This is a genomic window from Kitasatospora sp. NPDC056731 (assembly GCF_040687675.1).
Lineage (GTDB): Bacteria > Actinomycetota > Actinomycetes > Streptomycetales > Streptomycetaceae > Kitasatospora.
Genome location: NZ_JBFBNR010000029.1, coordinates 84,449 through 109,040, shown reverse-complemented (window position 1 = coordinate 109,040; position 24,592 = coordinate 84,449). Strand labels below are relative to the sequence as shown.

Below are 24,592 nucleotides of genomic sequence, written 5' to 3'. Positions count from 1 at the left end.
CAATACCAGCCCAGCACCGGCCGCTTCCTCAGCGCGGATCCGCTGCTCCTGCCTACGGACCCGCAGCAGTGGAACGCCTACGTGTACAGCAACAATGACCCGGTCAACAAGACCGACCTCACCGGCATGGCCCTGGAGGAGTGCGCCAGCGGGATGGCCAAGTGCTCCAACATGGGCACCAAGGTGGAGAGCGAGGGGCCGAACTACCAGAAGATCGTTGAACAGAACAACCGCGACTACTACGACACTGCTCGCGAGGTGGGGTTTGGGCCGACGCCCGCATATTCACAGAGGTTCGCTAAGTCGGGTCCCAGCAATGGCGGTGGTAACGGTATCATCATGGCGAGGTTCTTCATCCATATGAAGAGTGCCGCCTTTGGGAGTTTGCTGGGGGATAATCGATCTTGGTCGAATTCGCCAGCCGATAGCGCGCACATGACCGTTTTCTGGGATACCGATACCGGTGGCGCAACGTTTACCGTGATGCCGTCAACTGTGGCGGGGCATCACGATACGGTAATTGGCGGTACGTCGCGCCATCCGACTACGAGGAATGTCCGGGTGTCGCCGCGGATAGTTCCAGCGAAAGAGAGGGAGATCCTGGCCTGCTTGCAGTTCCGTTTGCGTCATCCCTCTTCTCGCCTTCGGGCCGTACCTACCAGAATGGCGGGTGTGTATCAGGGTGCTGATTAACAGATTTAATCGAGTCGGCCGGTGGTTCAGTCGGGCGCTGCTGAGATATCTTGCGGTGTGCGTGGCTCCCGTGTGCGTTTTTATGCTCGTTCTTTCAGCATTTGCGCCCGGAGGGCATGACGCCAATGGATTCCCTCGAGCCGACTTCCTGGATAGCCTCAAGCTGCTGGCGCTTATCTCGATCACAATAACTGTCCCCACGCTGTTCTTTCTCTTCCTGGTCTCTTTTTGGGCGGCCAGGGGGAGGAATGTCCGGGGGGTGGCCGCCGTGTTGTTTGCTCTGCCCCCACTGCTCTATCTCCTTGCGGGTGCTTGGCCCTTCCTGCTGATGAGCGTACTTGGTGTGATCTACGCAATGGTAGTGATGCCCGCGCCTGCTCCTAGATCCTGATTTTGCGACATCTGGGTCCCCGGGCGCGTGATGCGCATCGGGGACCCAGGTGTTTATTCTGGGCACCTACGGTAACTTCCCGTTCAATCCTGGTGGGGTTCATCGAGTAATCGCTTGGCGAGCCCGCCACGAGTGAGGGATCATGGAAGGGAGGGGGTGGGCGCTGGTCAAGAGTCGTTCGCCCGACAGTAGTCCGTCGGCTGTGGATAGCCAGTAGGTCTGTGCCATGAGCGCCCCATCCGGTTGCCGGATGGGGCGCTCAGCTGTTGAGGGGTTAGCTCGTGGAGCTGTTGCGTGGAGGATAATAAGTGGACGGGGAAGGCTTTCGTTGCAGGGCAGGGTGGCCGGGATCCAGAATAAACTGATGGATTGTCAGTTCTGGCTGGGCGGTGCTACCGTATGCGGTCCTTGTCCTGTGAGGTCGGGAGTTTTGATGGTTGTCCTTGGAATGCTGATACCGGTTGTCCTGGGATTAGCCTTGGTCGCAAATTTTCGTGGAATCCGCGACTTCTTCGTGGAGGGTGCTGAGAAGAAGTCGATCCCGGTGATCGCGTTGATTGTCGGCTGGTTCTTCATTGTGGTTCCTGGGGTGGCTGTCCTCGGCATGGCTGTCAAGGCGATCCTGCGCTGACCTGTTCGGACTGTCGCAGGTGGTGACGCGTGACTTCTGAGGCGGCGGGGCGGTCTTCGAGATGGCCTCGCTGCCAGATCCTTTGATGGAGGGTGCGTGAAGGGGCAGCGAATTGTCCTGTGGAGTGTGCTCGGTGGGGTGCTGGGCGTCCTCGGATTGGGCTGGGCCCTGTGGATGACGGTCCGACCTTCTGCACCTGAGGTGCCCGATCCGGTCGGACGGTGGGCCGGAGGAACGGCGGCTGTCGAGCTTCTTCCGGATGGGCGGGTCGGATCGGCACAAGTGCCGGCCCGCGTGTGCAGCGCTGCCTCGGTGGGCCGGGAACGGCCGACGGAGATCGAGGGGCGCTGGAAGAAGTCGGTTCTCGATGACGTGGGGCCGGGGGTCTACGTGGACGCGACCCGGAAGGACGGGAGCGGTAGTTGTCGGTTCTGGCTGACGGCCGAGGAGAACGGAAAGGACCTGTGGGTGCTGGTCAGTCAGGGGTTCGTCATGAAGAAGGACTGAGACGTCGCGGTGGATTCGATTCCTGGCGATATGGAACGGGGTGGGAGTGATCGGGATGCAGAGGCCGAGCCGGGTGCGTGGACGTGGGAGGCTGCCTGTTCTGACCGTCTGTGTGGCATCGGCTCTGCCGCTGGCGGCTTCGTGCACGGTGGCGAAGGATCCTGTCCCGGCTGTCATCGGATCCTGGAAGGCGCCCGTTGCTTCGATTCAGTTCCTGGAGGGCGGCAAGCTCGGCGAGGTGAGCCTGCTCCCCGCCATGTGTCGTGGAAAGAGGTCCCCGACCGTGGTGAAGTTCACCGGCACCTGGAAGTACGGGACGCTTTCCGATGCCGGACCTGGTGCGGTCGCCCAATTGGTCTCCGTCGATGGCGATCTGAGGTGCGAGCGGTTTTTTCAGTACGTCAAGCGCCAAGGTGAGGAGCGGTTGCGACTGACCGATGCGGACGATGGCGGCGTGCCGTTCGCCGCGTTCCTTCGGCAGTAGGTCCGTTTCGAGAGCCGCCCCATCCGATGTGTCGGATGGGGCGGCTCTCGCAATGGAGCATGGGCGACGCGGGGTCCGGGGGCGTCAGGGGGGTGTCAGGAGTGGGGCGGTGATCGTTGGGATGTCGTCAAGAGTGGTCGAGGTCCGGGGTGGGGTCGGGTGAGGTGGGTGGGTGCCGAGTCCTCCGTTGCCTGATGTGCCTGGTCCCACTGGTGGTTACCGCAATGCGCCTACCGGGGTGCCGCCGTACGGCGGGCCGGCGGTGCCGCAGCTGCCGGCTCTGGACGGGACGCTGGTGGTCGACTTCGCGTTGATGGGCAAGGCCGGGGCGGATGCGGGGCGGGCGGCCGACGGCATGGCTGCCGCCTGGACGGCGCTGAGTTCTGCGGCCCTGTCCGGCGCGGCGCCCTGGGGGGATGATCCGGCGCTCGGGCAGGGCTTCGACCAGGTCTTCGCCCAGCCGCGGGACGATCTGCTGAAGGCGGTGCAGGCGCTGCCGGACACCTTGCGCAAGCTGGCCGATGCCCTCGGCGCCACTCGCAGCACGTTCGAGAAGGCCGACGAGCATGCCACGGAACTCGCCTGGACGTTCCCGGTGTCCGGTAGCGGCGGCGCGTGATGGCGGTCGACGCCCCCAACGCCTCGCTGCCGGACGGGTTGCAGAACCTGCTGATGATCCTGGTGGGGAACAAGTGGCCTACCGGGAACGAGAGCGCGCTGCGGGCCGAGGCGGATGCCTGGACCGAGGCGGCGAAGTCGATCCGTGCCTGTGTCCTGGACCTGACGGACGCCAAGTCCCAGCTCGACCAGGGTCTGACCGGTGTCACCAGGGACGCGTTCGACGCCTATCTGGCCAGGCTCGCCGTCGCCGACGACGCCGCGCTGCCGCTCATCGCCCAGTGCTGCGACGCCGCCGCCGACGCGCTGCACAACCTGGCGAACCAGATCGAGACCCTGCGCATCGAGATCATCGGTGCGCTGGTGGTCCTGGCCGTTCAACTGGCCATCGACGCAGCGTTGTTCCTCTTCGGCGGGGCCGAGGCGGCGCCCGTGGAGATCGCCTTCACCAGGGCCCTGGTGTGGGCCTTCCTACGCAAGGCGCTGATCAGTGCGGTGACTCGGGTCGCCGAGTCGGTGCTGGCCCAGGTGGGCTTCGACCTGCTGGCCCAGGTGATCGAACTGGGCCAGGGCCACCGCACGTCGATCGACGGCGGCGAGCTGGGCACGGCCGCCATCAACGGGGCGGTGGGCGGCGCGGTCGGTGTCGGTGCCGGGTGGCTCGGCAAGGGGCTGGGCAAGGGCCTGGGCAAGGGGCTCGGGAAGGGCTTCACCTCGCTGACCGGCAAGGAGGCCGGCGCGTTCGCCAAGGGCGCGGCCGGGCTGGTCTGGAACACCGGCTACGGGGCGCTGACCGGGATGGCCGAAGGCGCGGCGCAGGATGCGGTGTTCGGGTTGTCGGGTGACTACGTTTCCGGCGCGGCCAACGGCGCGTTCGCCGGGGCGTGGGGGTGGCGGCACGGGGTGATGAACCCCGGGAACAAGTTCTCCATCTCGCCGGGCGACCACATCGAGGGCTGGCTGAACGGCCGGCTGGAGGGCCCGCGCCCACCGCGCGGCGGTACGACGGGGGACGGCACGCCAGGGGGCGGCCCGTCGGAGATCGAGCTCGTCCCGGTCGGGGACCTGCCCCATGAGCTGCCGCCGCTGCCGCCGCAGGACACGGACCTCTCGGGCCTGTTCCACGAGATGGGCCACTTCCCGGCCCCCGTCGGCGACTTCAGGCCGACGCACGGCGGCACCTCGGTTCCGCACCGCCCGCAGCCGAGGACCGTCTCCGACATCGTCCTGGAGGAGCTCAGCCCGGGCGTGCGCCAGCCCTCCTGATGGGGGATCAGGAGGGCTGGTGTCGGTGCGGGGGGCCGGGCGGGGTGTTACCGGCTGGCGGGCGGGGCGAGGGGGGCGAGGGGGCCGGGGTAGAGGTATTCCTTCGCCGGGATCGTGGTGCTGTGGGCCCAGGCGTCGAAGAAGCCCTTGAGGTCCTTGCCGGAGACCTTGGCGGCGAGGGCCTCGAACTGGGGGAAGGTGGCGTTGCCGTAGGCGTGGTCGGAGGTCCAGCGCTTGAGGGTGGCGAAGAACGCGTCGTCTCCGAGGGTGCGCCGCAGGGCGTGCATCATCAGGGAGCCCTTGAAGTAGAGGGCCGAGGCGAGTTCCTTGCCCTGCCCGGGGTCGTAGAGCTTGGTGGACCAGTACTCCGGCTTGTTCCGGTTCTCCTCGACGCCGGGGGCGTAGAAGCCGGTGTCGAGGTTGCTGCCCTGGTGTTCGTCCCACAGCTGGTTGGCGTACTGGGCGACGCATTCGGCGATGCAGCCGTCGCGCCAGTCGGTGAACGAGACGCTGTCGCCGAACCACTGGTGGGTGATCTCGTGGACCGCCGCGGAGTCCCAGAAGTAGTTGGTGTAGGTGGGCCGGCTCTGGGTCTCCAGGTCCGGTGCGCCGGTGCCCGTCTCCTTGGTCCAGCTGCGGACGATGGCGCCCGCGGAGGAGAACGGGTACGGGCCGAACTTGGAGGCAAGGAAGGCGATGATCTCGGGCTGCTGGGCCTCGGTCGCCTTGGCCATGTCGTCGATCGGCACGTCCGGGCCGTAGGCGGTGATGACGGGTGTCCCGTCGGGCAGCGCCGAGCGGTGGACGGTGAACTTGTCGATGGCGACGGTGCTGAGGTAGGTGGCCATCGGCTTGTCCTCGCGCCAGCGGAAGGTCGTCGAGCCGTCCTTGCTGGTGGTCTGGCCGGGCCGGCCGTTGCCGATGGCGGTCCAGCCGTCGGGGACGGTTGCGGCGAGCGAGAAGGTGGCCTTGTCGGACGGGTGGTCGTTGGACGGGAACCAGGAGGTCGCCGAGTGCGGCTCGCCCATCGCGTTGACGCCGCCGGAGACCAGCTGGTGCCAGCCCTCGGGGTCGGGCTTGCCCGCGTACACCACCCGCACCGCGAAGGTGGCGCCGCCGGCCACCCGGCGGGCGGGCACGATGTCCAGCTTGTGCGTGCCGGAGCGGGAGAACGACTTGGCCGGGGTGCCGTTCACGGTGACGGAGGTGACCTGGAAGCCCTTGAGGTCCAGGGAGAGGCGGTCCAGCGACTGCAGAGCCCGGGCGGTGACGGTCGTGTCGCCGTTCAACTGGTCGGGGTGCGCCGGGTCGTAGGCGATCCGGACGTCGTAGTTCGCCACGTCGTAGCCGGTGTTGCCGTCCTCGGGGAAGTACGGGTCCCCGATGCCGGCCGCTCCCGCGGGGGCGGCGGTCAGGGCGACGCCGAGGGCGGTGGCGGCGGCCACCAGGGTGACGGCCTTGCGGCGGTGGCGACTCAGCGGTGTGCGCATCTGTGGCTCCTGGGGGCGGGCGGTCAGGACCGGGGGGCGGCGGGGACGGTGGCCGGGGCGGTGCTGGCGGGAGCGGCGGGGGCGGGCTTGGTGGTGGCGAACTGCCAGACCACGCCGATCATGGCGTTGGTGCTGGTCGCCTGCGTCGCGGGGTCGACGTTGGCGAGGTTGTCGCACGCGCTGTGGATGCAGTCCGAGACGCCGCTGCTGAAGCCGGACGACGGGATGCCCGCGTCCCCGAACGGCTGGCTGTCGGAGCTGTCCAGCGGGATGTCGAAGGTGGCCAGGCCGCGGTCGGTGAACCACTTCTCGAAGGCCTGGAAGGCCGCGGTCTCGTTGTTCTTCGCGTCCTTCACCAGCAGGTACTGCTGGAGGTTCTTGCTGCCCGCCTGGTCGAGGTTGAGGTACAGGTCGATGGCCTTGCGGTCACCGGCGGACAGGTTCTTGACGTAGTCCGCCGAACCGACCATCCCCAGCTCCTCCGCGCCCCACCAGGCGAAGCGCAGGTGCCGCTCGGGCTTCAGCTTGGCCTTGGCCACCTGGAGGGCGGTGGTCAGGACGGCCGCCGAGCCGGAGCCGTTGTCGTTGATCCCCGGGCCCATCGTGACGCTGTCCAGGTGGGCGCCGGTGAGCAGCACGTGGTTGGGGTCGCCGCCCTGCCAGTCGGCGATCAGGTTGTAGCCGTCCTTGCCGTCGTGGGAGAAGCGGCGCAGCTGCGTCTGGAAGCCGGCCCGGTCCAGCGCGTGCTTCACGTACGCCACCGACTCCGCGTACCCCTTGGTGCCGTGCGCGCGGTTGCCGCCGTTGCGGTCCGCGATCCGCTGCAGGGCCTGGAGGTGCGGCATCACCTCGGCCGCCTCGACGGTGGGCGCGGCGGGGGCGGGCCTGCGCTCGGCGGCCGTCGCCGCGACGGCGGGGACGGTGGACAGCAGCAGGGCGGCCCCGAGGACGTGGGCGGCGAGGGACACCAGACGGCGGGAGGGCATCACGCGGGAGCCTTTCGGAGGCGGGGCCGGGGGGCTTCCCCCGGCGGACTCGACCCACCCTGGTCCGTCGATGTCAGGAACTTGTCGAGAGGCTGTCGGGAACCGGTAGGGGTGCTTCCGGAGGGCGACTTACGATCATCCTCATGTGCGCACATGTCGTGGTCGCCGAGGACGATCCCAAGCAGGCCGACCTGGCCCGCCTGTACCTGGAGCGGGAAGGGCACCGCGTGGTCGTCGTCCACGACGGCCGGGCCGCGCTGGAACAGGCCCGGCGCGGCCCGGCGGACCTCCTGGTCCTCGACGTGATGATGCCCGTCATGGACGGGCTCGACGTCTGCCGCGCCCTGCGCGCCGAATCCGCCCTGCCGGTACTGATGCTGACGGCCCGCACCGCCGAGGAGGACCTGCTGCTCGGCCTCGACCTCGGCGCCGACGACTACCTCACCAAGCCGTACAGCCCGCGCGAGCTAGTCGCCCGGGTCCGGGCCCTGCTGCGCCGCGGGTCCCGGCCGCTGACCCCGGGTGCTTCCGCGCCGCCCGCCGCGCCCACCCTGCCGTCGACCGCGCCCACCATGGCGCCGCTCCCGCCGCCCGCCGCCGCGCCGCCGGTCGTGCTGACCGCCGGTGCCCTCACCATCGACCCCCTGCGCCACGAGGTCACCGCCGACGGACGGCCCGTCAGCTGCACGCCCGGCGAGTTCCGGCTGCTGCAGGTGTTGGCCGCCCAGCCCGGCCGGGTCTTCACCCGGGCCCAGCTGCTGGAGCACCTGCACGGCATCGACCGGTACATCACCACCCGGACCGTCGACACCCACGTGATGAACCTGCGCCGCAAGATCGAGCCCCAACCACGGCGCCCCACCCGCCTGCTGACGGTCTACGGCATCGGCTACAAGCTCGCGGAGGGGCCGCGCGGTGCGTCGTGACGCCCCGCCGCGCCGCAGCCTGCTGGTCCGGCTGCTCGCCCTCTCCGCCCTGGTCTCGCTCTGTTCGATCGCCGCGACGGCCTGGCTGACCGCCCGCACCACGACGGGCGCGATCAGGCAGGAGCAGCGCCAGGTCCTCGCGGACCAGGCCCGGATCTACCACGAACTGCTCGGCTACGCCGCGACCCACCCCGACTGGACGGGTGCGGAGAGCACCGTGCGGCGGCTCGCCGCCGACACCGGGCAGCGCATCCTGCTGACCACTCCGCGCTTCGAGCCGGTCGTCGACTCCGCGGCCGCCGCACCCGGGTCACCGCCGTCGGCCGCCACCGCACCCGGGTCACCGCCCCCGGCCGCCACGCCGTCGGCGCCGCCCCCGGGCGCCGCCGACCGGACGGTGCTGCCCCGGACGCCCACCACCACCGTCGACCCGCTCTCCGTCGACCTCGCCATGCTGCCCGACGCCCCGGCCGACCGGATCGACGCCCGCGCCGTGGGCCCGTTCCGGCTGACGACCGCCGAGCGCGCGGCCATGGAGGAGGCCGCGCGGAACCGGGCCGGCTGCCTGCGGTCGGAACTGGGCGTCGAGGCGACCGTCACCGACGACGCCGCCGGCCGCCCCGTGGTGAGCGTCCCCGGTGGCCGGCCGCTCGGCGTGCGCTGCGCGCCCCCGCTGGTGCTGGACGCCCCGACCCGCACCGAGAGCGCCGCCCTCGCCGACCTCACCGCGCTCGTCAACGCCTGTCTGGAGCGCCAGCAGATCCGGCCCGTGACGCTGTCCCTGGGGCTGCAGTGGGCCCCGGCCCGCGACCGGGAGCAGGAGCAGGTGATCTCCGCCTGCCTCGCCAACTCCCGCCGGCAGCAGCTCGTCCGGTACGTGGCGCCGCCCGTGCTGCTGTTCGTCGGCGCACCCGCCGGCGCGGCGGACCAGGCCCCCGTGCTGTCGGCCCCGCACCGCGGGCGGGTCGCCGAGGTCGCCGCGCTGGTGCTGGCGGTCACCGTGGCGATCACCACGATCGTCGGCCTGCGGCTCTCCCGGCCGCTGAACGCGCTCACCCGCGCCGCCCGGCGGATGGCCGACGGGGACCTCTCCGCCCGGGTGTCCGCGACCGGCCGCGACGAGATCGCCGGACTCGCCGCCGCCTTCAACGCCATGGCGCAGCGCCGCGAACAGCTGGAGGAACTGCGCCGGGCGATGGTCGGCGACATCGCGCACGAGCTGCGCACCCCGCTCAGCAACATCCGCGGCTGGCTGGAGGCCGTCGAGGACGGCGTCGTCACCGCCGACGGCGCCCTGACGAGTTCGCTGCTGGAGGAGGCCCTGCAACTCCAGCATCTGATCGACGACCTGCGGGACCTCGCCGACGCCGACGCCGGTGAACTGGCCCTGCACCGCGAGCCCGTGGACGTCGAGGACCTGCTGGCCCAGGTCGCCACCGCGCACGGCGCCCGGGCGCAGGCGTCGGGCGTGGCCCTGGTCGTTGACACCGCCTCGACGACCAGGGCCGGGTGCGAGGTGTTCGCCGACCCGGTGCGCCTGCGCCAGCTGGTGGGCAACCTGGTCGCCAACGCCGTCCGGCACACCCCGGCGGGCGGCACGGTCACCCTGCGGAACCGGACGGAGTCCGACGCGCTGCTGATCGAGGTCGCCGACACCGGCGGCGGCATCGCCGAGGCGGACCTGCCGTTGGTGTTCGAGCGCTTCTGGCGGGCCGACAAGTCCCGCAACCGGCAGAGCGGCGGCAGCGGTCTGGGCCTCGCCATCGTCCGCAAGCTCGCCGAGCTCCACGGCGGCGGCGTCCACGCGGCCAGCAGCCCCGGCGCGGGCTCGGTGTTCACCGTGCGCCTGCCCGCTCCGGCGGCCGCCGGGTGCGGGGGCGGAGCGGGCCGATAGCTAAATCATCGACATATGTTTGCCATTGATCTATGCTCACGGCCATGGCTAACCGTCAACTACAGGAGCCGACCCGGCTCGTGCTCACCGCGCTCGCCGATGCCCCGCGGCACGGCTACGCGATCGTCCAGGAAGTCCTGGCCATCTCCGACGGCCGGACCAAGCTGCTCACCGGCACGCTCTACACCGCGCTGGACCGGCTCCTCCAGCAGGGGCTGATCCGGATCGACCACGAGGAGGTCGTCGGCGGCCGGATGCGGCGCACCTTCGCCCTCACCGAGGACGGCCGGGACGTCCTGGGCGCGGAGACGGCGCGGCTGCGGGCCGGAGTCGTCGAGGCCGAGCGCAGGCTCGCGCTCGGGCGGGGTCCGCGCCTCGGGGCGCTCCGGCTGAGCGGCGGTGCGGCATGACCGCGCAGCAGGCCGGGGCGCTGCCCGGCAGGCTCCCGCTGATCGGCATCTACCCCGCCGCCTACCGGGCCTCGCACGGCGAGGAGATCGCCGCGGTCTTCGCCGAGTCCGTCGAGGGCGCCGACCGGCGCACCGTGCTGCGCGAGTGGGTCACCCTGGCCGCGCACGCCGCCCGGCTGCGGACCCGGCTCAGCTCCGGCGACCCCGCGGGCCGGGCGCTCGCCGGCGCCGCGCCGTACCTGCTGGCCGGCGGGGCGGCCCTGGCCTTCGTCCAGCTGTTGATGGGCCTCTTCATCAGGGAGCCGCACTCCGAACTGATGGGCCTGCACAGCACGGCCGCGTCCGCGGTGGGCGTGGTGCAGACCGTCCCCTGGCTCCTCGCGCTGCTCGGCGCCGGCCTCGGGCACTGGGGCGCCGCCCGCGTCCTGGTGCTGGTCGGCGTCCTCGCCCGGATCGGCGCCGCGGTCGGCTATTTCGTCCACCCGGCCGGGGTGCTCTTCCTGTCCCTCTACCAGCTGCCCCTCTGGCTCCTGCTCGGGGTGCCGCTGCTCATCGCCCCGCCCGACGGCGTCGACCAGCGCGTCCGCGCCCGGGTCGGGACGGTCGTCGCGGCGGGTGCCATCGTGCTGCCGATGAGCGCGCTCGTCCTCGCCTGGCCCTGGCGCGAGTTGGAGGACTACTCCGAGATCATCTTCCCGCGCAGCACCCAGATGCTGCTCGACGCGTCGTCGGCCTGGCCCGCCGTGGTGATGGCGATCGCCTTCTTCGTCCACTTCGCCGCCCGCCGGCCCGACCGGCCGCGCGCCGTCGGAGTGGCGCTGGCCGCCCTCCCCTGGGCGGTCATGCTCCCCGCGCCCTACTACTGGGCGCTGCCGCGCGACCTCGCCGACCTCGGGCGCAACCTCGCGGTCGTGGTCGGTCTGCTGGCCGTCGCCGCCGCCCTCGCCGCGTTCAGCCGCACCCTGGCCGCCTCCCGGAACCCGGAGCCGGTCGAGCCGGCCTGACCGCGCAGGCGGTGCCCCGAACTGACCGCCGGTGTCGGGCCGGCCGGTCCGAGGATCCCCGAGTCCCTTCTTCCGGAAGGGGCTCGGGGATCTTTCGGCGTCGGTCCTCGGCGGTCGGGCGGTCCGTCCTCGGTGATCGGCGATCGGTGCGCGGCGATCGGTGCGCGGTGGCCGGTCCTCAGCGGTCGGCGGAGAAGCCGTTGATGACGCTCAGGGCGCTCAGGGCGCCGAAGCCGCCGTCCGCGTGGACCGGTTGGAGCTGGACGTCGCCGACGATCTGGAAGAGCTTCTCGGCCGGGTCGGCGGCCGTGGGGTTGCAGACGGGCTGGCCGACGTGGTGGTGGATGGCGGCCACGCCGTCGCCGGTGACGGCGGGGGAGGCGGTGGTGCAGAAGGTCACCACGCCGATCTTCGCGGGGTTCGGCCCGTCGGGGTCGTGCAGCTTCCACGTGCCGGAGGTGGTGGAGTCGGCGACGTTGCCGCCGCACTGCCCCGCGGCGGCGGGTGCGGCGGGCGGCGGTCCGGGATGCGCCGGCGCGGTGCGCGGGAGGGCGTACGGGGCGCGGGAGCCGCGACTGGGGAAGCGCTGTGCACCGCTTGACCGGGGGGCGCCGGGGAGGGCGAGGGGCGCCGGGGAAGGGGCGCCGGGGGCGCCCTGGGAGAGGGGCGCCGGGGAAGGCGGGGCGGATCAGGTGGTCGAGCCTCTTCGGAGGTGCTGGAGGCAGTCGGCGATCTCGGCGGGGGTGGAGGGGCCGAGGGCGTCGGCGAGGCGGCCGTGGTGGAGGAAGACGACGCTGTCCGCGCACGCGGCGGCTTCCGGGTCGGTGGTGACGAGGACCGCCGTGAGGTCGAGGGCGCGGACCGCGCGGCGGAGTGAGGCGCCGATGGCGCGGGCGAGTTCGGGCGAGTCGTCGTGGCCGGGGGTGTCGACCAGCAGCAGGCGCGGTGAGCCGGCCAGCAGCCGGGCCAGCATGGCGTTGTGCTGCTGGACCCGGCCCAGTCTCCGGAGCGGCCGCCGCCAGAGCCACAGTCGGGTGACCCGGCTGATCTGCCAGGCCTGGCGGCGGCCGAGTGCGGAAACGCCCGGGTCGACGAATTCACGAACCGTCACATTCGGGTGGACGGGCTCGTGTTGGCCCCAGAGCGCACCGACGGAACCCCGTCCACCGTCGGCCCAGTGGACCGTTCCGGTGGACGGGGTGGTGACGCCGGCCATGCACTCCAGGAGTGCTGTGGTGCTGGCGCGTTCGTCTCCCATGACGGCGCAGAAGCGGCCTTTTCGTACGCCGAGTGAGAACTCGCGCAGGACCGCTGTGGGACCGTTCGTGCCCGGGTGGATTTTCGACACGTTTTCCAGCGTGACGGCACAGTCTGGGGCGGCTTCCCGCTCAGCTGGTCCACCTCCCATCATGAATCCGCTCCCAGGCTTCCGTAAATGATGCGTGCGGCGACAAGGCATCGTGCGTGCATGCCCAGAACCTACTCGCTCGTAATGGGTTTAGGCCATGCTGCCCGCATCCGTATGTATGGTGCACTTTCCTAGACCATCCGTGTCAGATCCAGATCGCTCCTCGGGGCGTGTTGCGGGTTCGTTACTTCGGGAATCGTCGGTATAGGGCGAATTGTCAGACGAGTGGATCCCCACGAAGAAGCGCCCCGCCCAGGGGGGTCAGAGTGTGGTGCACTTTGTTGAGCGAGCGCAGGGTGGTGATAAGGCCGGCCGCCCGCAGGACGGCGGTGTGCTGGCTCGCGGCGGCGGTGGAGATGCCCACCAGCTCGCCGACCTCGGTGGTGGTGCAGGTGGTCGTCAGCACCTGGAGGACGGCCGCCCGGGTGCGCCCCAGCAGGGCGCCCAGGGCCTGGTCGCCGTCGGGCGCCGGGTCCCACAGGTTCTCCCGGTCGCGCGGGACGGGGATCGGGTAGAGCAGCAGCAGGGGCCGGTCGCCCTGCTGTTCGACCAGGATCGGCGACCGGGAGAACAGGAACAGCGACGGCGCTATCTCCAGGCCGGTCGACTCCAGTTTGATGTCGTGCCCCGTCCCGGGGACCTCCAGCACCGGGGGGCGCCAGCGGATCGCCGGGTGCAGGGTGCTGAGCAACTGGTCGACGCCGCCGCTCATCATGATCTGGGCCCGGGCGTTCCGGTCGACTTCGAGCAGGGTCGACACCTGGTTCCAGTACGGCTCCACGGCGATCCGGTGGAATGTCTCCAGATCGCGCAGGACCCGCGGTCGGAATTCGTTACCGGATCCGGCCGCGGAGGAATTTTCGAGAATTCGGTAGAGATCCGGGAAAGGGCGGACGGTGCGGGCGAGTTCGGCCAGCGCCCGGCCGTCCCGTTCACCCGCGACCCGGCGTCGCCAGGAATGGAAGACGGGGCCTCCGCCGCCCGTCGCGAAGGTTTCGAGGGCGCACAGCGCCTCTCTCATCGGATCCAGATGGGCGGCCGACGATACTTTGGCCAGGCTCGCCGGACTGAAGAATATGCGTCGCATTGCTGTTTTCCCCCTTGAAGTTCCGATGCTGTCGCGATCGGAGGTCATCGGTCTCAGGCCGGCATCGCTGCCGCTTCGATCACGCCCTCGGTCGCACAGTTCGGTCCGTCGGGGAGAATGGGGTAGAAGAGCGTCGGTCCGTCGGCAATGGTGTGGTCGTCCACCAGGACCGGGGAATCGGGTGCCAGGAAGTAGGACGGCGCAATGGTCAGCCCGACCTCCTCCAGTTGCACGTCCTCGTTCTGTCCGGGTATCTCCAGCGAGCAGGTGGAGAGCCGGACGGTCGGGTGAAGAGTGCTCAGCAGGCTGCGGGCGCCGCAGTCCTGGAGGATTTCCAGCCGCTTCTTCCGGTCGCTCTGAACGGTGAGGGAGATCACGTCCCAGTGCGGGGCGACCATGATGCGGTAGAAGGACTCCAGGTCCCGGAGCAGGCGCAGGTCGGCGCCGTTCCCGGAGTGCCGGGCGCGCCGGACCATGGTGTCCATGTCGGGGAACGGGCGGATGGTCCGGGCGAGTTCGACGAGCCGCTGGGTGGAGCCGAGCCGGTGGGTGGGACCCAGCCGGCGGGCCGGCCCGACGGGACGGGTTTTATGCCATCGGAGCCGGCGTTTCGCCTGGCGGTGCCGGGAAGAGAGCAGGTCCAGGGCGAAGAGTGATTCGCTGACCCAGTCCGGGGTCGGCATGATACGCGTTCTCAACAGGCTTGCCGACGTGAAGTGCAGACGTGGCACGAGTCCCCCATGAATGCCGTTGATGTAGGCGGGTCGGGAGCCGGGATCCACGGTGAGGTGGATGGTCGATCGTGCGTGACCGCAAGTTCGACATGGCCATGCCCGTTCCCGTACCGACTACGCTACGTGGCGCTTTAGGGGGGTGACAGTCGAGTCTTCGCCAGTTCGAAGGTGCAGTTCTCTGCACCTGATCCGGATAGCGGACTCGACTCGGTTCGGCCGCCCCCTGACGGGTTGTGTGACCCGTGGGGCGGGTGGGGTGAGAGGGGTCTGTGGGGCCGGAGTCGCGCCGGACGTGGGTCCGCGCTCTCGGCCTACCTGCCAAGAGCGCGGAAGTTCCTCAGGCGCGGATTCGATCTGCTCGTCAGATCGTGATAAGCACGTTGATCAGAACGCCAACGGCGACCACCGCGAGGACGACCCAGGGCCACATCGGGCGTTCCTTAGTGGGCTTCCAGCCGCTCGAATCGGGCATGACTGCTCCTGGCTTGTATTGGTACGGGGAGATTTACGGCCGGGCCCCCCGGAAGACGGGGGACCCAACGAGGGGCCCGGCCAAGGGAATCGGTGGGGGAACTGTTAGTGCCCTGTTCACCGATTCCGGTCTGTGGTCACCGTGCGCTCGCTGGGAGCCTCAACGGTGACGCTGGTTCGGAAGCCCAGTCATCACGGGTAGTCGTGGTGGTCGAGGCAGGTCTGGCGCAGTTCCTTGATGCGGTCGTTCTGCTCACCGATGTATCCGACCACGGTGCGCACCGCACCCTTCTCGCGGATGTCGGCGTTGCGCATCTTGTCGGCGGTCGACTGGATCGCATTGCGGAGCTTGTCGTCCCCGGCCTGCTTGGCCAGCCCGTCGAGCTCGTCGGCCCGTGCCCGCATCTTCTTGCGGGCCTCCTCCACGTTGTCCGGGAACGGATCGGTGAAGGTCTTGCCGAAGATCTTCGCGCACAGCTCGATCCGGTCGGCGGCCTTGGTACTGACCTGGCAGGCGGACGTTCCGGCGCCGACCAGGAGGACGGCGGCCAGGGTCAGCACGACCGTCCTGCTCCGCCGGTGTCCGGGTTCGGCCCCGTGGCTCCTGCGCATCGGGTACATGCTTCCTCCCTGGGTCCCGTGGGATCCGATGATCTTCTGCCCGTCGTCCCGGCGTTGGTTCCGCCTTCGATGACTCCATCCTGAACCCGGGCGCCGCCGATTTCATGGGGGCTTACTTCCGATCCGAGGTGCAGTTCTCTGCACCTTTCTTCGTGCACGTGATCGCCTGTGCTGGGCGTTTTCGCACCGGCTTAAAGACGTGGTGGGCGGCGGGTGGCGCCATGGAGGCTGAGGTCCGTACGGCCGGGACGGCATGCGGTGGCCGGGGTTCCGCCCCAAGGCCGTAGTGCACGGACAGCGCAGGGGAGAGAGGGACGACGATGGGCCCAGCACGGACACTCGCGGAGAAGCTGTGGGAGCGCCACGTCGTGGCCTCCCGGCCCGGCGGACCGGACCTCCTCTACATCGACCTCCACCTCACCCACGAGGCCACCTCCCCGCAGGCCTTCGACGGGCTGCGGCTGGCCGGCCGCAGCGTCCGGCGGCCGGGGCTGACCCTGGCGCTGGAGGACCACAACGTCGCCACCACGGCGACCGCGGTGCTCGACCCGGTCAGCCTGGTCCAACTGGACACGCTGCGCCGCAACTGCGCCGAACAGGGCGTCGAGCTCTACTCGGTCGGCCACCGGCGGCAGGGGATCGTGCACGTCGTCGGACCCGAACTCGGCCTGGTGCAGCCCGGCATGACGATCGTCTGCGGGGACAGCCACACCGCCACGCACGGCGCGTTCGGCGCGCTCGCCTTCGGCATCGGCACCAGCGACGTGGAGCACGTCCTGGCCACCCAGTGCCTGGAGATCGGCCGGCCGCGCACCCTGGCCGTCGAGTTCACCGGCCAACTCCCCCCGGAGGTCGGGGCGAAGGAGATGATCCTCGCGCTGATCGCCCGGATCGGGGCCAACGGGGCGCAGGGCCACCTCATCGAGTACCGGGGCGACGCGGTGCGCGGGCTCTCCATGGAGGCCCGGATGACGCTCTGCAACATGAGCATCGAGGCCGGCGCCCGGGCCGGGATCGTCGCACCCGACGAGACCACCCTGGAGTACCTGCGCGGCCGTCCGCACGCCCCCGACGGGGCGGACTGGGACGCCGCCGTCGCCGACTGGTCCACCCTGGCCACTGACCCCGGCGCCGTGTTTGACCGGACGGTCGTGCTCGACGTGGGCGGGCTCACCCCGCTCGTCACCTGGGGCACCAACCCCGCCCAGACCGTGCCGCTCGCCGCCGCCGTGCCCGACCCGCAGACCTTCGCCGACCCGCTCGAACGCGCCTCCGCGCAGAAGGCGCTGGCCTATATGGGCCTGCGGCCCGGAACCTCGATGCGGGACCTCGCGATCGACGTCGTCTTCGTCGGCTCCTGCACCAACGGCCGGATCGAGGACCTCCGCTCCGCGGCCGGGGTGCTGCGCGGGCGCACCGTCGCCGCCGGCACCCGGATGCTGGTCGTCCCCGGCTCGATGCAGGTGCGGGCCGAGGCCGAGGCGGAGGGGCTGCACGAGGTCTTCGCGGCCGCCGGCGCCGAGTGGCGGCTGCCCGGCTGCTCGATGTGCCTGGGGATGAACACCGACCGTCTTGAGGGTGTCGAGCGCTGCGCCTCCACCTCGAACCGTAACTTCGAAGGCCGCCAAGGGGCGCGGGCCCGCACCCACCTGGTGTCGCCCGCGGTCGCCGCCGCGACGGCGGTGGCCGGGCGGCTCGCGGCCCCGGCCGACCTGGCCTGACAGCGCCGGCCCGGCCGGAGAGAGGACAGCTGAGTATGGAACCCTTCGTCGAACACCACGGTCGCGCGGTCGCCCTGCGCCGCGACGACGTCGACACCGACCAGATCCTGCCCGCGGAGTTCTGCAAGCGGGTCACCAAGAGCGGCTACGAGGACGCGCTGTTCGCCCGCTGGCGCGCCGAGGACGGCTTCGTCCTGGAGCAGCCGCGCCACGCGGGCGCGACGGTCCTGCTGGCCGGCCGGGACTTCGGCATCGGCAGCTCCCGCGAGCACGCCGTCTGGGCGCTGCGCGACTGGGGGTTCCGCGCCGTCGTCGCCACCGGCTTCGGCGACATCTTCCGCCGCAACGCCCTCAACAACGGGCTCGTCCCGGTCGACCTGCCGACCCCCGTGGTCGAGGAGCTGATGGACCTCGCGGAGTCCGCCGAGGGCCTGCGGCTCACCGTGGACCTGCGGGCCGGCCTGCTGCGCCGGCCGGGCGGCGAGCACCCGTTCACGGTCGACGCGCGGGCCCGGGCCCGGCTGCTCGAAGGGCAGGACGTGATCGCGGAGACCCTGCTCAGGACCGGGGACATCGAGGCGTACGAGGCGGGCCGCCCGTCCTGGCTGCCCGAGATCCCGCGCGGCGCCTTCGACCTGGCCGAGCAGCGGCTCCAGGGCGAAGCGCCGCTCCAGACCGAACAGCGGCTCCGGACCGACGCCGCGGGAGTGAGCCGATGAGCGCCACCACGCACCATGACACCCCGGCCCGCCGCGCCCTGGGCGCCGAGCGGGTCGCCGGACTGCCCGGCGGGGGGCTGGCCGCGCTGCTGCTGGAGGGGCTGCCGCCGGACACCATCGACCTCGCGGTCGGCACCCCGGCCTACCCCGACACGCCGCCCGGGCTGGTCGAGGCGGCGGTGGCCGCGCTGCGGGCCGGCGTCCACCAGTACCAGGACCCGGCCGGGCTGGCGCTGCTGCGCGAGCGGATCGCCGCGGCCCTGCCCGGCGCCCCGGACCCGGGCTCCGAGATCACCGTCACCGTCGGCGGCAGCGAGGGGCTGGCCGTCGCCCTGCTCTCGTTCGTCGACCCCGGCGACGAGGTGATCGTGTTCGAGCCCTTCTACGAGAACTTCCTCAGCGCCATCGCCCTCACCGGCGCCCGCCCGCGCCCGGTCCGGCTGCGGGAGCCCGACTGGAGCGTCGACCCGGACGAGCTGGCCGCGGCCTTCGGACCGCGCACCCGCGCCGTCATCGTGAACAGCCCGGCCAACCCGACCGGCGTCGTCCTGGAGCGCGGCACCCTCGACCTGCTCGCCGAGCTGTGCCGGCGCTGGGGCACCGTGGTGATCTCGGACGAGGTGTACGCCGGGTACATCTACGAGTCGGCCGGCTACCGCTCGGTCGCCGAGATCGAGGGCCTGGCCGACCGGTCCGTGGTGGTCGGCAGCCTTTCCAAGAGCCATGCGATCAGCGGCTGGCGGCTCGGCTTCCTGCGCGCGGCGCCGGAGCTCACCGCCCTGCTGCGCAAGGTGCACGTGGCCACCACCGGCGGTGCGGCGGCCGCGCTCCAGCACGCCGCCGCCAACGCGGACCTGCTGCTGCCGGAGCGCTGGGACCACGCGGCGGGGATGCGCGAGCGGCGCGACCGGACGGTGGCCCTGCTGCGGGACGCCGGCTTCGACTTCACGCCCCCGGCCGGCGGCTGCTACGTGCTGGCCCGGATCGACGGGCTGACCGACGAGCCCAGCCCGCGCTTCATCCGCACGCTGCTCGCCGAGACCGGTGTGCTGGTGGCGCCGGGCACCTCGTTCTTCGTCGATCCGGCCGATGGCGAGCGCTACGTCCGGATCGCCTTCAACCGTCCACTCCAGACCCTCGACACCGCTGCCGAGCGGCTTCGCGCCCGCAGCCCGCAGAAGGGAGTCACTCCGTGACAACCGCCATCAGCATCTCGACCGAAGCGCGGCACGACGGACTGGTCCTCGGGATCACCGCCGAGACCGCGGGGAACCGGCTGGTCGACCTCGGCAAGGAGCAGGGGGAGTTCATCCGCCGGCGGATCACCGAGCACGGCGCGGTCGTGCTCAGCGGCTTCGACTGGCAGGAGTGGCCGGAGCTGGACACCTTCGTCAACGCCGTCGTCGGCCGGCCGCTCGACTACACCGAGCGCTCCTCGCCGCGCACCGAGCTGCACCCCGGGGTGTTCACGGCCACCGACCACCCGGCGACCGAGGAGATCTTCCTCCACACCGAGCAGTCGTACAACCTGAACGTCCCGCGCTACCTGTTCTTCTTCTGCCGCCAGGAGTCGCCGGACGGCGGCGCCAGCCTGCTGGCCGACTGCCGCGCCCTGCACGCCGGGCTGCCCCGGGAGACCGCCGAGCGGTTCGAGCGCGAGGGCTACCTGCTCGTCCGCAACTTCCGCCCCGGCCTGGGCCTTTCCTGGCAGGAGGCGTTCGGCACCAGCGACCCGGACGAGGTCAAGGCCTACTGCGACGCCAACAGCATCGAGCTGGAGTGGCTGGAGCGCAACCACCTGAGGACGCGTCAGCTCCGCTGGGCCGTCGCCACCCACCCGGAGACCGGCGTCCGCTCCTGGTTCAACCACCTGACCTTCTTCCACGCCCGCACCCTGCGCGAGGACGTCGCCGACTTCCTGCTGGAGGAGTACGGCCCGTGGGGGATGCCCACCAACACCTTCTACGCGGACGGCAGCGAGATCCCGGACGAGGTCGTCCGGCAGCTCCAGGCCGCGTACCGGGCGCAGCAGATCGACGTCAACGTGCACACCGGTGAGGTTCTGATCGTGGACAACATCAGCGTGGCGCACGGGCGGGCCCCCTTCGTGCCGCCGCGTGACCTGTTCGTCAGCATGGCCGGGGCGCACGCGTGGTCCGAACTCCGCCCGGTGGAGCGGACGTCGGCGCCCGCGGTGGCGCTGCCGACCCCGCCGCAGTGACCTCGGGCAGTACGACGGCCGATGCCGCCGTGGCCGCGGAGCCGGGCCCGCCGCCGCTGTCCCGCAACCGCGAGTACAACGTGCTGTGGACCGCGAACATGGTCTCCCAGCTGGGGGCGCAGGGCACGCTGATCGCGTACCCGCTGCTGGTGCTCGGGCTCGGCGGCTCCGCCTTCGAGGCCTCGCTGGCCGAGTTCGCGATCGCCGGGTCGCGGGCGCTCGCGGCGCTGCCCTCGGGGGCGCTGGCCGACCGGGTCAGCCGCAAGACGCTGATGCTGGTCTCGGAGTTCGGGCGGGCCGCGGCGCTGGGCGTGCTCGCGCTGCTGGTGGCGATCGGGCACGCGCCGCTGGCGGCCATCGTGGTGGTGGCGGTGGTCGAAGGGGTGTGCACCTCGCTGTTCGGCACCGCCGACCAGGCGCTGCTGCCGAGTGTCGTGCCGTCCTCGCAACTCGCCGACGCCGTGACCCGCAACACCGCCCGCTACTACCTCGCGACCATCGTGGGCCCGGGGATCGGCGGATTCCTGTACGGCGTCCAGCGGTTGCTGCCGTTCGTCGCCCAGGCGGTGACCTCGGCGATCGCCTTCGTCACGCTGCTGTTCCTGCGGCTGCCGGCGCCGCCGGCCGCACCGGCGTCGTCGCCCGAGGGCGAGGGTGCGGACCGGCCCGAGGGGACGTTGCAGGCGATGGCGTCGGGGCTGCGCTGGCTGCGCGGCAACCCGGCGGTGCGGGCCACCGTGCTGTTCGGCACCGCCTTCAACCTGGTGTTCAGCGGCCTGCTGATCGCCGTGGTGGTGATGGCCCAGCAGGACGGGCGGTCCGGTGCCGAGATCGGTGCCATCGGCGCCCTGGTCGGCGCGGGCGGCGTGTCGGGTGCGCTGGCGGCCGGGCGGCTGCGCCGCTCGCTCTCGCCGTTCACGGCGCTCATGGTGCTGACCTGGGCCACCGCCGTGCTGGTGCCGCTGCTCGCGGTGGTGCCGACCGGCTGGCCGTCCGGGCTGGTGCTGGGCGCGGCCGCGTTCCTCGCACCCACCGCCACCGCCCTGGTGGCGGGTCATCAGATGATGGTCACCCCCGATGAGATGCGCGGCCGGCTGGCCGGCCTGATCGGGGTCTCGATGGGCGCCGGCGCGGCGCTCGGCCCGCTGCTGTGCGGGCTGCTGCTGGAGACGGTGCACGCCGTGCCCACCGTCCTGAGCTGTGCGGCGGCGTTCCTGCTGATCGCACTCGGCGTGACCGTCACCCCCGCGGTCCGCGCCTTCCCCGCCCTGCCCGACAACCGGGAGCACCCGTCCGGGAGTTGAGGAGGGGGACGCGGAGAGGGGCGGCGCCCGACCGGCGCCGCCCCTCTCCGCGTGTCTTGCTTCGGGCGTTCAGGCCCGCAGGTAGGTGAGCACGGCGAGCACCCGGCGGTGGCCGCTGTCCGGCGTGGGCATGTTCAGCTTGGCGAAGATGTTGCCGATGTGCTTGTTCACCGAACTCTCCGCGATGAACAGCATCTCGGCGATGGTGCCGTTGTTGCGCCCCTCCGCCATCAGCGCCAGGACCTCGCGCTCGCGCTGGGTCAGCGAGGACAGCGGGTCGTCGCCGGCCCGGCGGACCATCAGCTGCGAGATGACCTCCGGGTCCATCGCGGTGCCGCCGTCGGCGACCCGCTCCAGCGCGAGCAGGAACTCCTCGGCGCGCCCCACCCGGTCCTTCAGCAGGTAGCCGACCCCGGAGGCGCTCTGCGCCAGCAGCTCCGTCGCGTACGCCCGTTCGACGTACTGCGAGAGCACCAGGACGGGCAGGTTGGGCAGTTGCTTGCGGGCCTCGACGACGGCGCGCAGGCCCTCGTCGCGGAACGTCGGCGGCAGCCGGACGTCCACCACGGCGACGTCCGGGCGGTGTTCGAGCAGCGCGGGCAGCAGGTCGTCCCCGTTGTCCACGGTGACGCACACCTCGTGCCCCTCGCTGTTCAGCAGCAGGACCAGCCCCTCACGGAGCAGGGCGTTGTCTTCGGCGATCAGGATCCGCATGGAATCTCCACCTTCAGTACGGTCGGGCCCCCGGGCGGGCTGAACAGGTCGGTGGTCCCGTCGAAGGCGGCGACCCGGCGCCGGAGTCCGAGGATCCCGCTCCCCGTGCCCTCGGCGGCGCCGCCCTTGCCGTCGTCCTCGACCCTGATCGAGATGGCGTCCGACGCGATCCGCAGCCACACCAGCGCGCTGCGCGCCCCGCTGTGCTTCGTGATGTTGGTGAGCGCCTCGGAGATCACGAAGTAGGCCGCGGCCTCGGCGGCGGCGGGCGCGCGGGGCGCCGCGCCGGCCGACTCGTCGATGTCTATCCGGGTCGGGACCCCGCACAGCGCGGTGAGCGCCCGGACGGCGTCGGTCAGCCCGCGGTCGGCGAGCACCGGCGGGTAGATGCCGCGGACGAGGTGGCGCAGCGACTCCAACGCCTGCTCGGCGAGGTTCTGGGCCGCGTCCACCATCTCCGGGACCTGCTCGGGCCGTTGGCCGAGCGCGCGCTTGATCATGCCGAGCCGCAGCGAGACGGCGACGATGCCGGCCTGCGCCCCGTCGTGCAGATCGCGTTCGATCCGGCGCAGTTCGGCGTCGTGCGCGTCGAGCGCCTCGGCGCGGGTCACCGAGAGTTCGCGGACCCGCTGCGCGAGCGCGACCCGGGGGCGGGCGGTCAGCAGCCGGCGGGACATCCGGGCGTGCACGAGGGCCAGCCCGCGCATCGCGGCCATCGCCACCACGGCGTAGCCGACGCCGATGAACACCGCGACGAAGGACTTCAGCCACGAGTCGACGTTCATCAGGATGATCGAGTTGCGCTCGCCCGACGCGAGCTTCCACCACACCGGCGCGGACAGCCAGTTGAAGGCGTTGCCGCAGATGCTCAGGGCGAAGATGCACAGGGCCGAGCCGACGACGCCGTGGGTGATCACCCAGACCAGGTCCTTGCGGACGGCCGGGTCGCGCAGGGAGGGCTTGCGGGGGCCGGTGCGGCCGGGCTCCAGGTCGCGGTAGGGCGTGCGGACCTCGGTCTCCAGCAGCCGGCCGACCCACCGGCGGTGGACCTCCGCGTACCTGCGCAGCACCCGCAGTGTCCTGGGCAGCAGCAGGAAGCCCGTTCCGACCAGGCAGAGCGCGAAGATGATGGCGATCAGGTAGAACAGCAGCAGCCCGGCGAGTCCGGTCATCAGGCAGAGCAGGACGTAGCCCGCGGCCGGAGGGAAACGGATCACCGTCTGGCGGACCCACTGCTCGGGTTGTAAGCGTCGCAACTCGGCAATGCTGGGGGCTCGCACGGCTCCTAAAACCCTCCGAGTCGTCATCCCGATCACCCTACCACCGTCCCAAATGCGGCGGTGGGTGGCACTTTTCTGCACCATCGACTCTCCAGTTCGTGCCCTGGTTCCGCACCTGCTCCAGGACTTACCTTCGTGAACGTCAAGTAGTGCGTGCGAGTGGTGGAGGCCGGAAGTGAGCAGAAAGGGACGCGGAGCGCGGACGGAGGAGTTCCAGAGCGCGGCCGCGGAGGAGGAGTACGCGGCGCCGCCGCGGCCGGACGGCAGTGCCGCTCTGGACGCCCACTGGGTCGTCCGCCTCGACGGGGTCCGGAAGACGTACGGCAAGGGCGTCGGGGCCGTGCACGCGCTGCGCGATCTGTCCCTCGCCTTCGCCCGGGGCACCTTCACCGCGGTGATGGGCCCGTCCGGGGCGGGCAAGAGCACCTTCCTGCACTGCGCCGCCGGGCTGGACCGCCCGGACGCCGGCTCGGTGGTGCTCGGCGGTACCGAGCTGGCGCAGCTCAGCGAGGTCGATCTGACCATCATGCGCCGGGAGCGGGTCGGCTTCATCTTCCAGGCGTACAACCTGATGGCGGCGTTGACCGTCGCGGACAACATCACCCTGCCGCTGATGCTGGCCGGCCGCCAGCCGGACCACCAGTGGTTGCAGCAGGTCGTGACGCAGGTGGGTCTCGCCGACCGGATGAGCCACCGGCCCTCGGAGCTGTCCGGCGGCCAGCAGCAGCGGGTGGCCATCGCCCGGGCGCTGGCGGCGCGGCCCGAGGTGGTCTTCGCGGACGAGCCGACCGGCGCGCTGGACACCCGCACCGCCAAGCAGGTGCTGACGCTGCTGCGCGAGGTCGTGGACAGCCTCGGACAGACGGTGATCATGGTGACCCACGACCCGATCGCCGCCTCCTACGCGCACCGCGTGGTGTTCCTCGCGGACGGGAGCTACGCGGAGGAGATGACGCACCCCACTCCGGACCGGGTGGCCGAGCGCATGACCCGGCTGGGGGAGTGGTGAGAC

General features: G+C 71.2%; 25 protein-coding genes. 16 read left to right on the top strand and 9 right to left on the bottom strand.

Annotated elements, in window-relative coordinates:
- From AB0R04_RS26785 to AB0R04_RS26760, 6 genes are all read left to right on the top strand, one after another.
- The coding region (locus tag AB0R04_RS26785) for an RHS repeat-associated core domain-containing protein (protein WP_363375536.1) at positions 1 to 693 on the top strand (693 nt) is incomplete at its 5' end.
- Between the two features lie 824 nt (positions 694 to 1,517).
- Entirely contained in the window at positions 1,518 to 1,715 is a 198-nt protein-coding gene (locus tag AB0R04_RS26780; RefSeq protein WP_363375533.1) for a hypothetical protein, read from the top strand.
- 96 nt (positions 1,716 to 1,811) lie between these two features.
- Complete coding sequence (locus tag AB0R04_RS26775; RefSeq protein WP_363375530.1) at positions 1,812 to 2,222, top strand: hypothetical protein; 411 nt, start codon at positions 1,812 to 1,814, stop codon at positions 2,220 to 2,222.
- 112 nt (positions 2,223 to 2,334) lie between these two features.
- Positions 2,335 to 2,706 carry a hypothetical protein gene (locus AB0R04_RS26770; RefSeq protein WP_363375528.1) on the top strand — a complete coding sequence of 124 codons (372 nt, stop codon included), beginning with the start codon at positions 2,335 to 2,337 and terminating at the stop codon, positions 2,704 to 2,706.
- Positions 2,707 to 2,968: 262 nt separating this feature from the next.
- Positions 2,969 to 3,325: a type VII secretion target gene (locus AB0R04_RS26765; protein ID WP_363375525.1), complete on the top strand. Its 357-nt coding sequence runs from the start codon at positions 2,969 to 2,971 to the stop codon at positions 3,323 to 3,325.
- Positions 3,322 to 4,590, top strand: coding sequence for a hypothetical protein (locus AB0R04_RS26760; RefSeq protein WP_363375523.1), 1,269 nt, complete (start codon positions 3,322 to 3,324; stop codon positions 4,588 to 4,590). The genes AB0R04_RS26765 and AB0R04_RS26760 overlap by 4 nt, the downstream gene beginning before the upstream one ends.
- Positions 4,591 to 4,637: 47 nt before the next feature.
- On the opposite strand, the gene AB0R04_RS26755 is transcribed toward AB0R04_RS26760, so the two are convergent.
- Both AB0R04_RS26755 and AB0R04_RS26750 read right to left on the bottom strand, forming a co-directional pair.
- A complete protein-coding gene (locus tag AB0R04_RS26755) occupies positions 4,638 to 6,080 on the bottom strand; it encodes a M1 family metallopeptidase (protein WP_363375521.1) in 1,443 nt (480 codons plus the stop codon).
- A gap of 23 nt (positions 6,081 to 6,103) precedes the next feature.
- Positions 6,104 to 7,066: a M20/M25/M40 family metallo-hydrolase gene (locus AB0R04_RS26750; RefSeq protein WP_363375518.1), complete on the bottom strand. Its 963-nt coding sequence runs from the start codon at positions 7,064 to 7,066 to the stop codon at positions 6,104 to 6,106.
- Between the two features lie 143 nt (positions 7,067 to 7,209).
- Between AB0R04_RS26750 and AB0R04_RS26745 the strand changes: the two genes are divergently transcribed.
- Genes AB0R04_RS26745 through AB0R04_RS26730 form a run of 4 tightly spaced genes read left to right on the top strand, consistent with a single transcriptional unit; the run spans position 7,210 to position 11,300 of the window.
- Positions 7,210 to 7,992: a response regulator transcription factor gene (locus AB0R04_RS26745; RefSeq protein ID WP_363375516.1), complete on the top strand. Its 783-nt coding sequence runs from the start codon at positions 7,210 to 7,212 to the stop codon at positions 7,990 to 7,992.
- The gene (locus AB0R04_RS26740; protein ID WP_363375513.1) at positions 7,982 to 9,886 is read left to right on the top strand and encodes an ATP-binding protein; all 1,905 of its coding nucleotides are present in this window, start codon (positions 7,982 to 7,984) and stop codon (positions 9,884 to 9,886) included. Before AB0R04_RS26745 ends, AB0R04_RS26740 begins: the two co-directional genes overlap by 11 nt.
- A 44-nt stretch (positions 9,887 to 9,930) precedes the next feature.
- A complete protein-coding gene (locus AB0R04_RS26735; protein WP_063351477.1) occupies positions 9,931 to 10,296 on the top strand; it encodes a PadR family transcriptional regulator in 366 nt (121 codons plus the stop codon).
- Positions 10,293 to 11,300, top strand: a complete 1,008-nt coding sequence (locus AB0R04_RS26730) for a hypothetical protein (RefSeq protein WP_363375510.1) — start codon at positions 10,293 to 10,295, stop codon at positions 11,298 to 11,300. Before AB0R04_RS26735 ends, AB0R04_RS26730 begins: the two co-directional genes overlap by 4 nt.
- Positions 11,301 to 11,478: 178 nt before the next feature.
- Here AB0R04_RS26730 and AB0R04_RS26725 read toward each other — a convergent pair whose 3' ends face one another.
- From AB0R04_RS26725 to AB0R04_RS26705, 5 genes are all read right to left on the bottom strand, one after another.
- The gene (locus tag AB0R04_RS26725) at positions 11,479 to 11,700 is read right to left on the bottom strand and encodes a hypothetical protein (RefSeq protein WP_363375508.1); all 222 of its coding nucleotides are present in this window, start codon (positions 11,698 to 11,700) and stop codon (positions 11,479 to 11,481) included.
- A gap of 288 nt (positions 11,701 to 11,988) precedes the next feature.
- Positions 11,989 to 12,708 carry an ATP-binding cassette domain-containing protein gene (locus AB0R04_RS26720; RefSeq protein ID WP_363375544.1) on the bottom strand — a complete coding sequence of 240 codons (720 nt, stop codon included), beginning with the start codon at positions 12,706 to 12,708 and terminating at the stop codon, positions 11,989 to 11,991.
- 217 nt (positions 12,709 to 12,925) lie between these two features.
- A complete protein-coding gene (locus tag AB0R04_RS26715; protein WP_363375505.1) occupies positions 12,926 to 13,729 on the bottom strand; it encodes a winged helix-turn-helix domain-containing protein in 804 nt (267 codons plus the stop codon).
- A gap of 119 nt (positions 13,730 to 13,848) precedes the next feature.
- Positions 13,849 to 14,478, bottom strand: a complete 630-nt coding sequence (locus AB0R04_RS26710; protein WP_063349701.1) for a hypothetical protein — start codon at positions 14,476 to 14,478, stop codon at positions 13,849 to 13,851.
- A 714-nt stretch (positions 14,479 to 15,192) separates the two neighbouring features.
- Complete coding sequence (locus tag AB0R04_RS26705) at positions 15,193 to 15,612, bottom strand: hypothetical protein (RefSeq protein WP_159398537.1); 420 nt, start codon at positions 15,610 to 15,612, stop codon at positions 15,193 to 15,195.
- Between the two features lie 329 nt (positions 15,613 to 15,941).
- On the opposite strand from AB0R04_RS26705, the gene leuC reads away from it, so the two are divergent.
- From leuC to AB0R04_RS26680, 5 genes are read left to right on the top strand one after another with little or no spacing between them, the layout of a single operon-like run.
- Positions 15,942 to 17,342 (top strand): 3-isopropylmalate dehydratase large subunit, encoded by a 1,401-nt coding sequence (gene leuC / locus AB0R04_RS26700; RefSeq protein WP_363375503.1) that lies wholly within the window; start codon positions 15,942 to 15,944, stop codon positions 17,340 to 17,342.
- A 35-nt stretch (positions 17,343 to 17,377) separates the two neighbouring features.
- Positions 17,378 to 18,061, top strand: a complete 684-nt coding sequence (gene leuD / locus AB0R04_RS26695; RefSeq protein ID WP_363375500.1) for a 3-isopropylmalate dehydratase small subunit — start codon at positions 17,378 to 17,380, stop codon at positions 18,059 to 18,061.
- Entirely contained in the window at positions 18,058 to 19,257 is a 1,200-nt protein-coding gene (locus AB0R04_RS26690) for a pyridoxal phosphate-dependent aminotransferase (protein ID WP_363375497.1), read from the top strand. Before leuD ends, AB0R04_RS26690 begins: the two co-directional genes overlap by 4 nt.
- Positions 19,254 to 20,282, top strand: a complete 1,029-nt coding sequence (locus AB0R04_RS26685; protein WP_063349705.1) for a TauD/TfdA family dioxygenase — start codon at positions 19,254 to 19,256, stop codon at positions 20,280 to 20,282. The genes AB0R04_RS26690 and AB0R04_RS26685 overlap by 4 nt, the downstream gene beginning before the upstream one ends.
- A 29-nt stretch (positions 20,283 to 20,311) precedes the next feature.
- Positions 20,312 to 21,586, top strand: coding sequence for an MFS transporter (locus AB0R04_RS26680; RefSeq protein WP_363375493.1), 1,275 nt, complete (start codon positions 20,312 to 20,314; stop codon positions 21,584 to 21,586).
- A gap of 69 nt (positions 21,587 to 21,655) precedes the next feature.
- On the opposite strand, the gene AB0R04_RS26675 is transcribed toward AB0R04_RS26680, so the two are convergent.
- Together AB0R04_RS26675 and AB0R04_RS26670 are read right to left on the bottom strand one after the other, a co-directional pair.
- Positions 21,656 to 22,300, bottom strand: coding sequence for a response regulator transcription factor (locus AB0R04_RS26675; protein WP_363375491.1), 645 nt, complete (start codon positions 22,298 to 22,300; stop codon positions 21,656 to 21,658).
- The gene (locus tag AB0R04_RS26670; RefSeq protein ID WP_363375489.1) at positions 22,288 to 23,556 is read right to left on the bottom strand and encodes a sensor domain-containing protein; all 1,269 of its coding nucleotides are present in this window, start codon (positions 23,554 to 23,556) and stop codon (positions 22,288 to 22,290) included. The genes AB0R04_RS26675 and AB0R04_RS26670 overlap by 13 nt, the downstream gene beginning before the upstream one ends.
- Positions 23,557 to 23,854: 298 nt before the next feature.
- Here AB0R04_RS26670 and AB0R04_RS26665 point away from each other — a divergent pair, with 298 nt between their 5' ends.
- Positions 23,855 to 24,589: an ABC transporter ATP-binding protein gene (locus AB0R04_RS26665; protein ID WP_363375541.1), complete on the top strand. Its 735-nt coding sequence runs from the start codon at positions 23,855 to 23,857 to the stop codon at positions 24,587 to 24,589.
- Positions 24,590 to 24,592: the final 3 nt, after the last annotated feature.

Coding starts and splice junctions, on each gene's coding strand:
- leuC (WP_363375503.1), top strand. CDS start 15,942: ATGGGCCCAGCACGGACACTCGCGGAGAAGCTGTGGGAGCGCCACGTC.
- AB0R04_RS26745 (WP_363375516.1), top strand. CDS start 7,210: ATGTGCGCACATGTCGTGGTCGCCGAGGACGATCCCAAGCAGGCCGAC.
- AB0R04_RS26735 (WP_063351477.1), top strand. CDS start 9,931: ATGGCTAACCGTCAACTACAGGAGCCGACCCGGCTCGTGCTCACCGCG.
- AB0R04_RS26710 (WP_063349701.1), bottom strand. CDS start 14,478: ATGCCGACCCCGGACTGGGTCAGCGAATCACTCTTCGCCCTGGACCTG.
- AB0R04_RS26730 (WP_363375510.1), top strand. CDS start 10,293: ATGACCGCGCAGCAGGCCGGGGCGCTGCCCGGCAGGCTCCCGCTGATC.
- leuD (WP_363375500.1), top strand. CDS start 17,378: ATGGAACCCTTCGTCGAACACCACGGTCGCGCGGTCGCCCTGCGCCGC.
- AB0R04_RS26675 (WP_363375491.1), bottom strand. CDS start 22,300: ATGCGGATCCTGATCGCCGAAGACAACGCCCTGCTCCGTGAGGGGCTG.
- AB0R04_RS26780 (WP_363375533.1), top strand. CDS start 1,518: ATGGTTGTCCTTGGAATGCTGATACCGGTTGTCCTGGGATTAGCCTTG.
- AB0R04_RS26750 (WP_363375518.1), bottom strand. CDS start 7,066: ATGCCCTCCCGCCGTCTGGTGTCCCTCGCCGCCCACGTCCTCGGGGCC.
- AB0R04_RS26715 (WP_363375505.1), bottom strand. CDS start 13,729: ATGAGAGAGGCGCTGTGCGCCCTCGAAACCTTCGCGACGGGCGGCGGA.
- AB0R04_RS26690 (WP_363375497.1), top strand. CDS start 18,058: ATGAGCGCCACCACGCACCATGACACCCCGGCCCGCCGCGCCCTGGGC.
- AB0R04_RS26705 (WP_159398537.1), bottom strand. CDS start 15,612: ATGCGCAGGAGCCACGGGGCCGAACCCGGACACCGGCGGAGCAGGACG.
- AB0R04_RS26755 (WP_363375521.1), bottom strand. CDS start 6,080: ATGCGCACACCGCTGAGTCGCCACCGCCGCAAGGCCGTCACCCTGGTG.
- AB0R04_RS26720 (WP_363375544.1), bottom strand. CDS start 12,708: ATGGGAGGTGGACCAGCTGAGCGGGAAGCCGCCCCAGACTGTGCCGTC.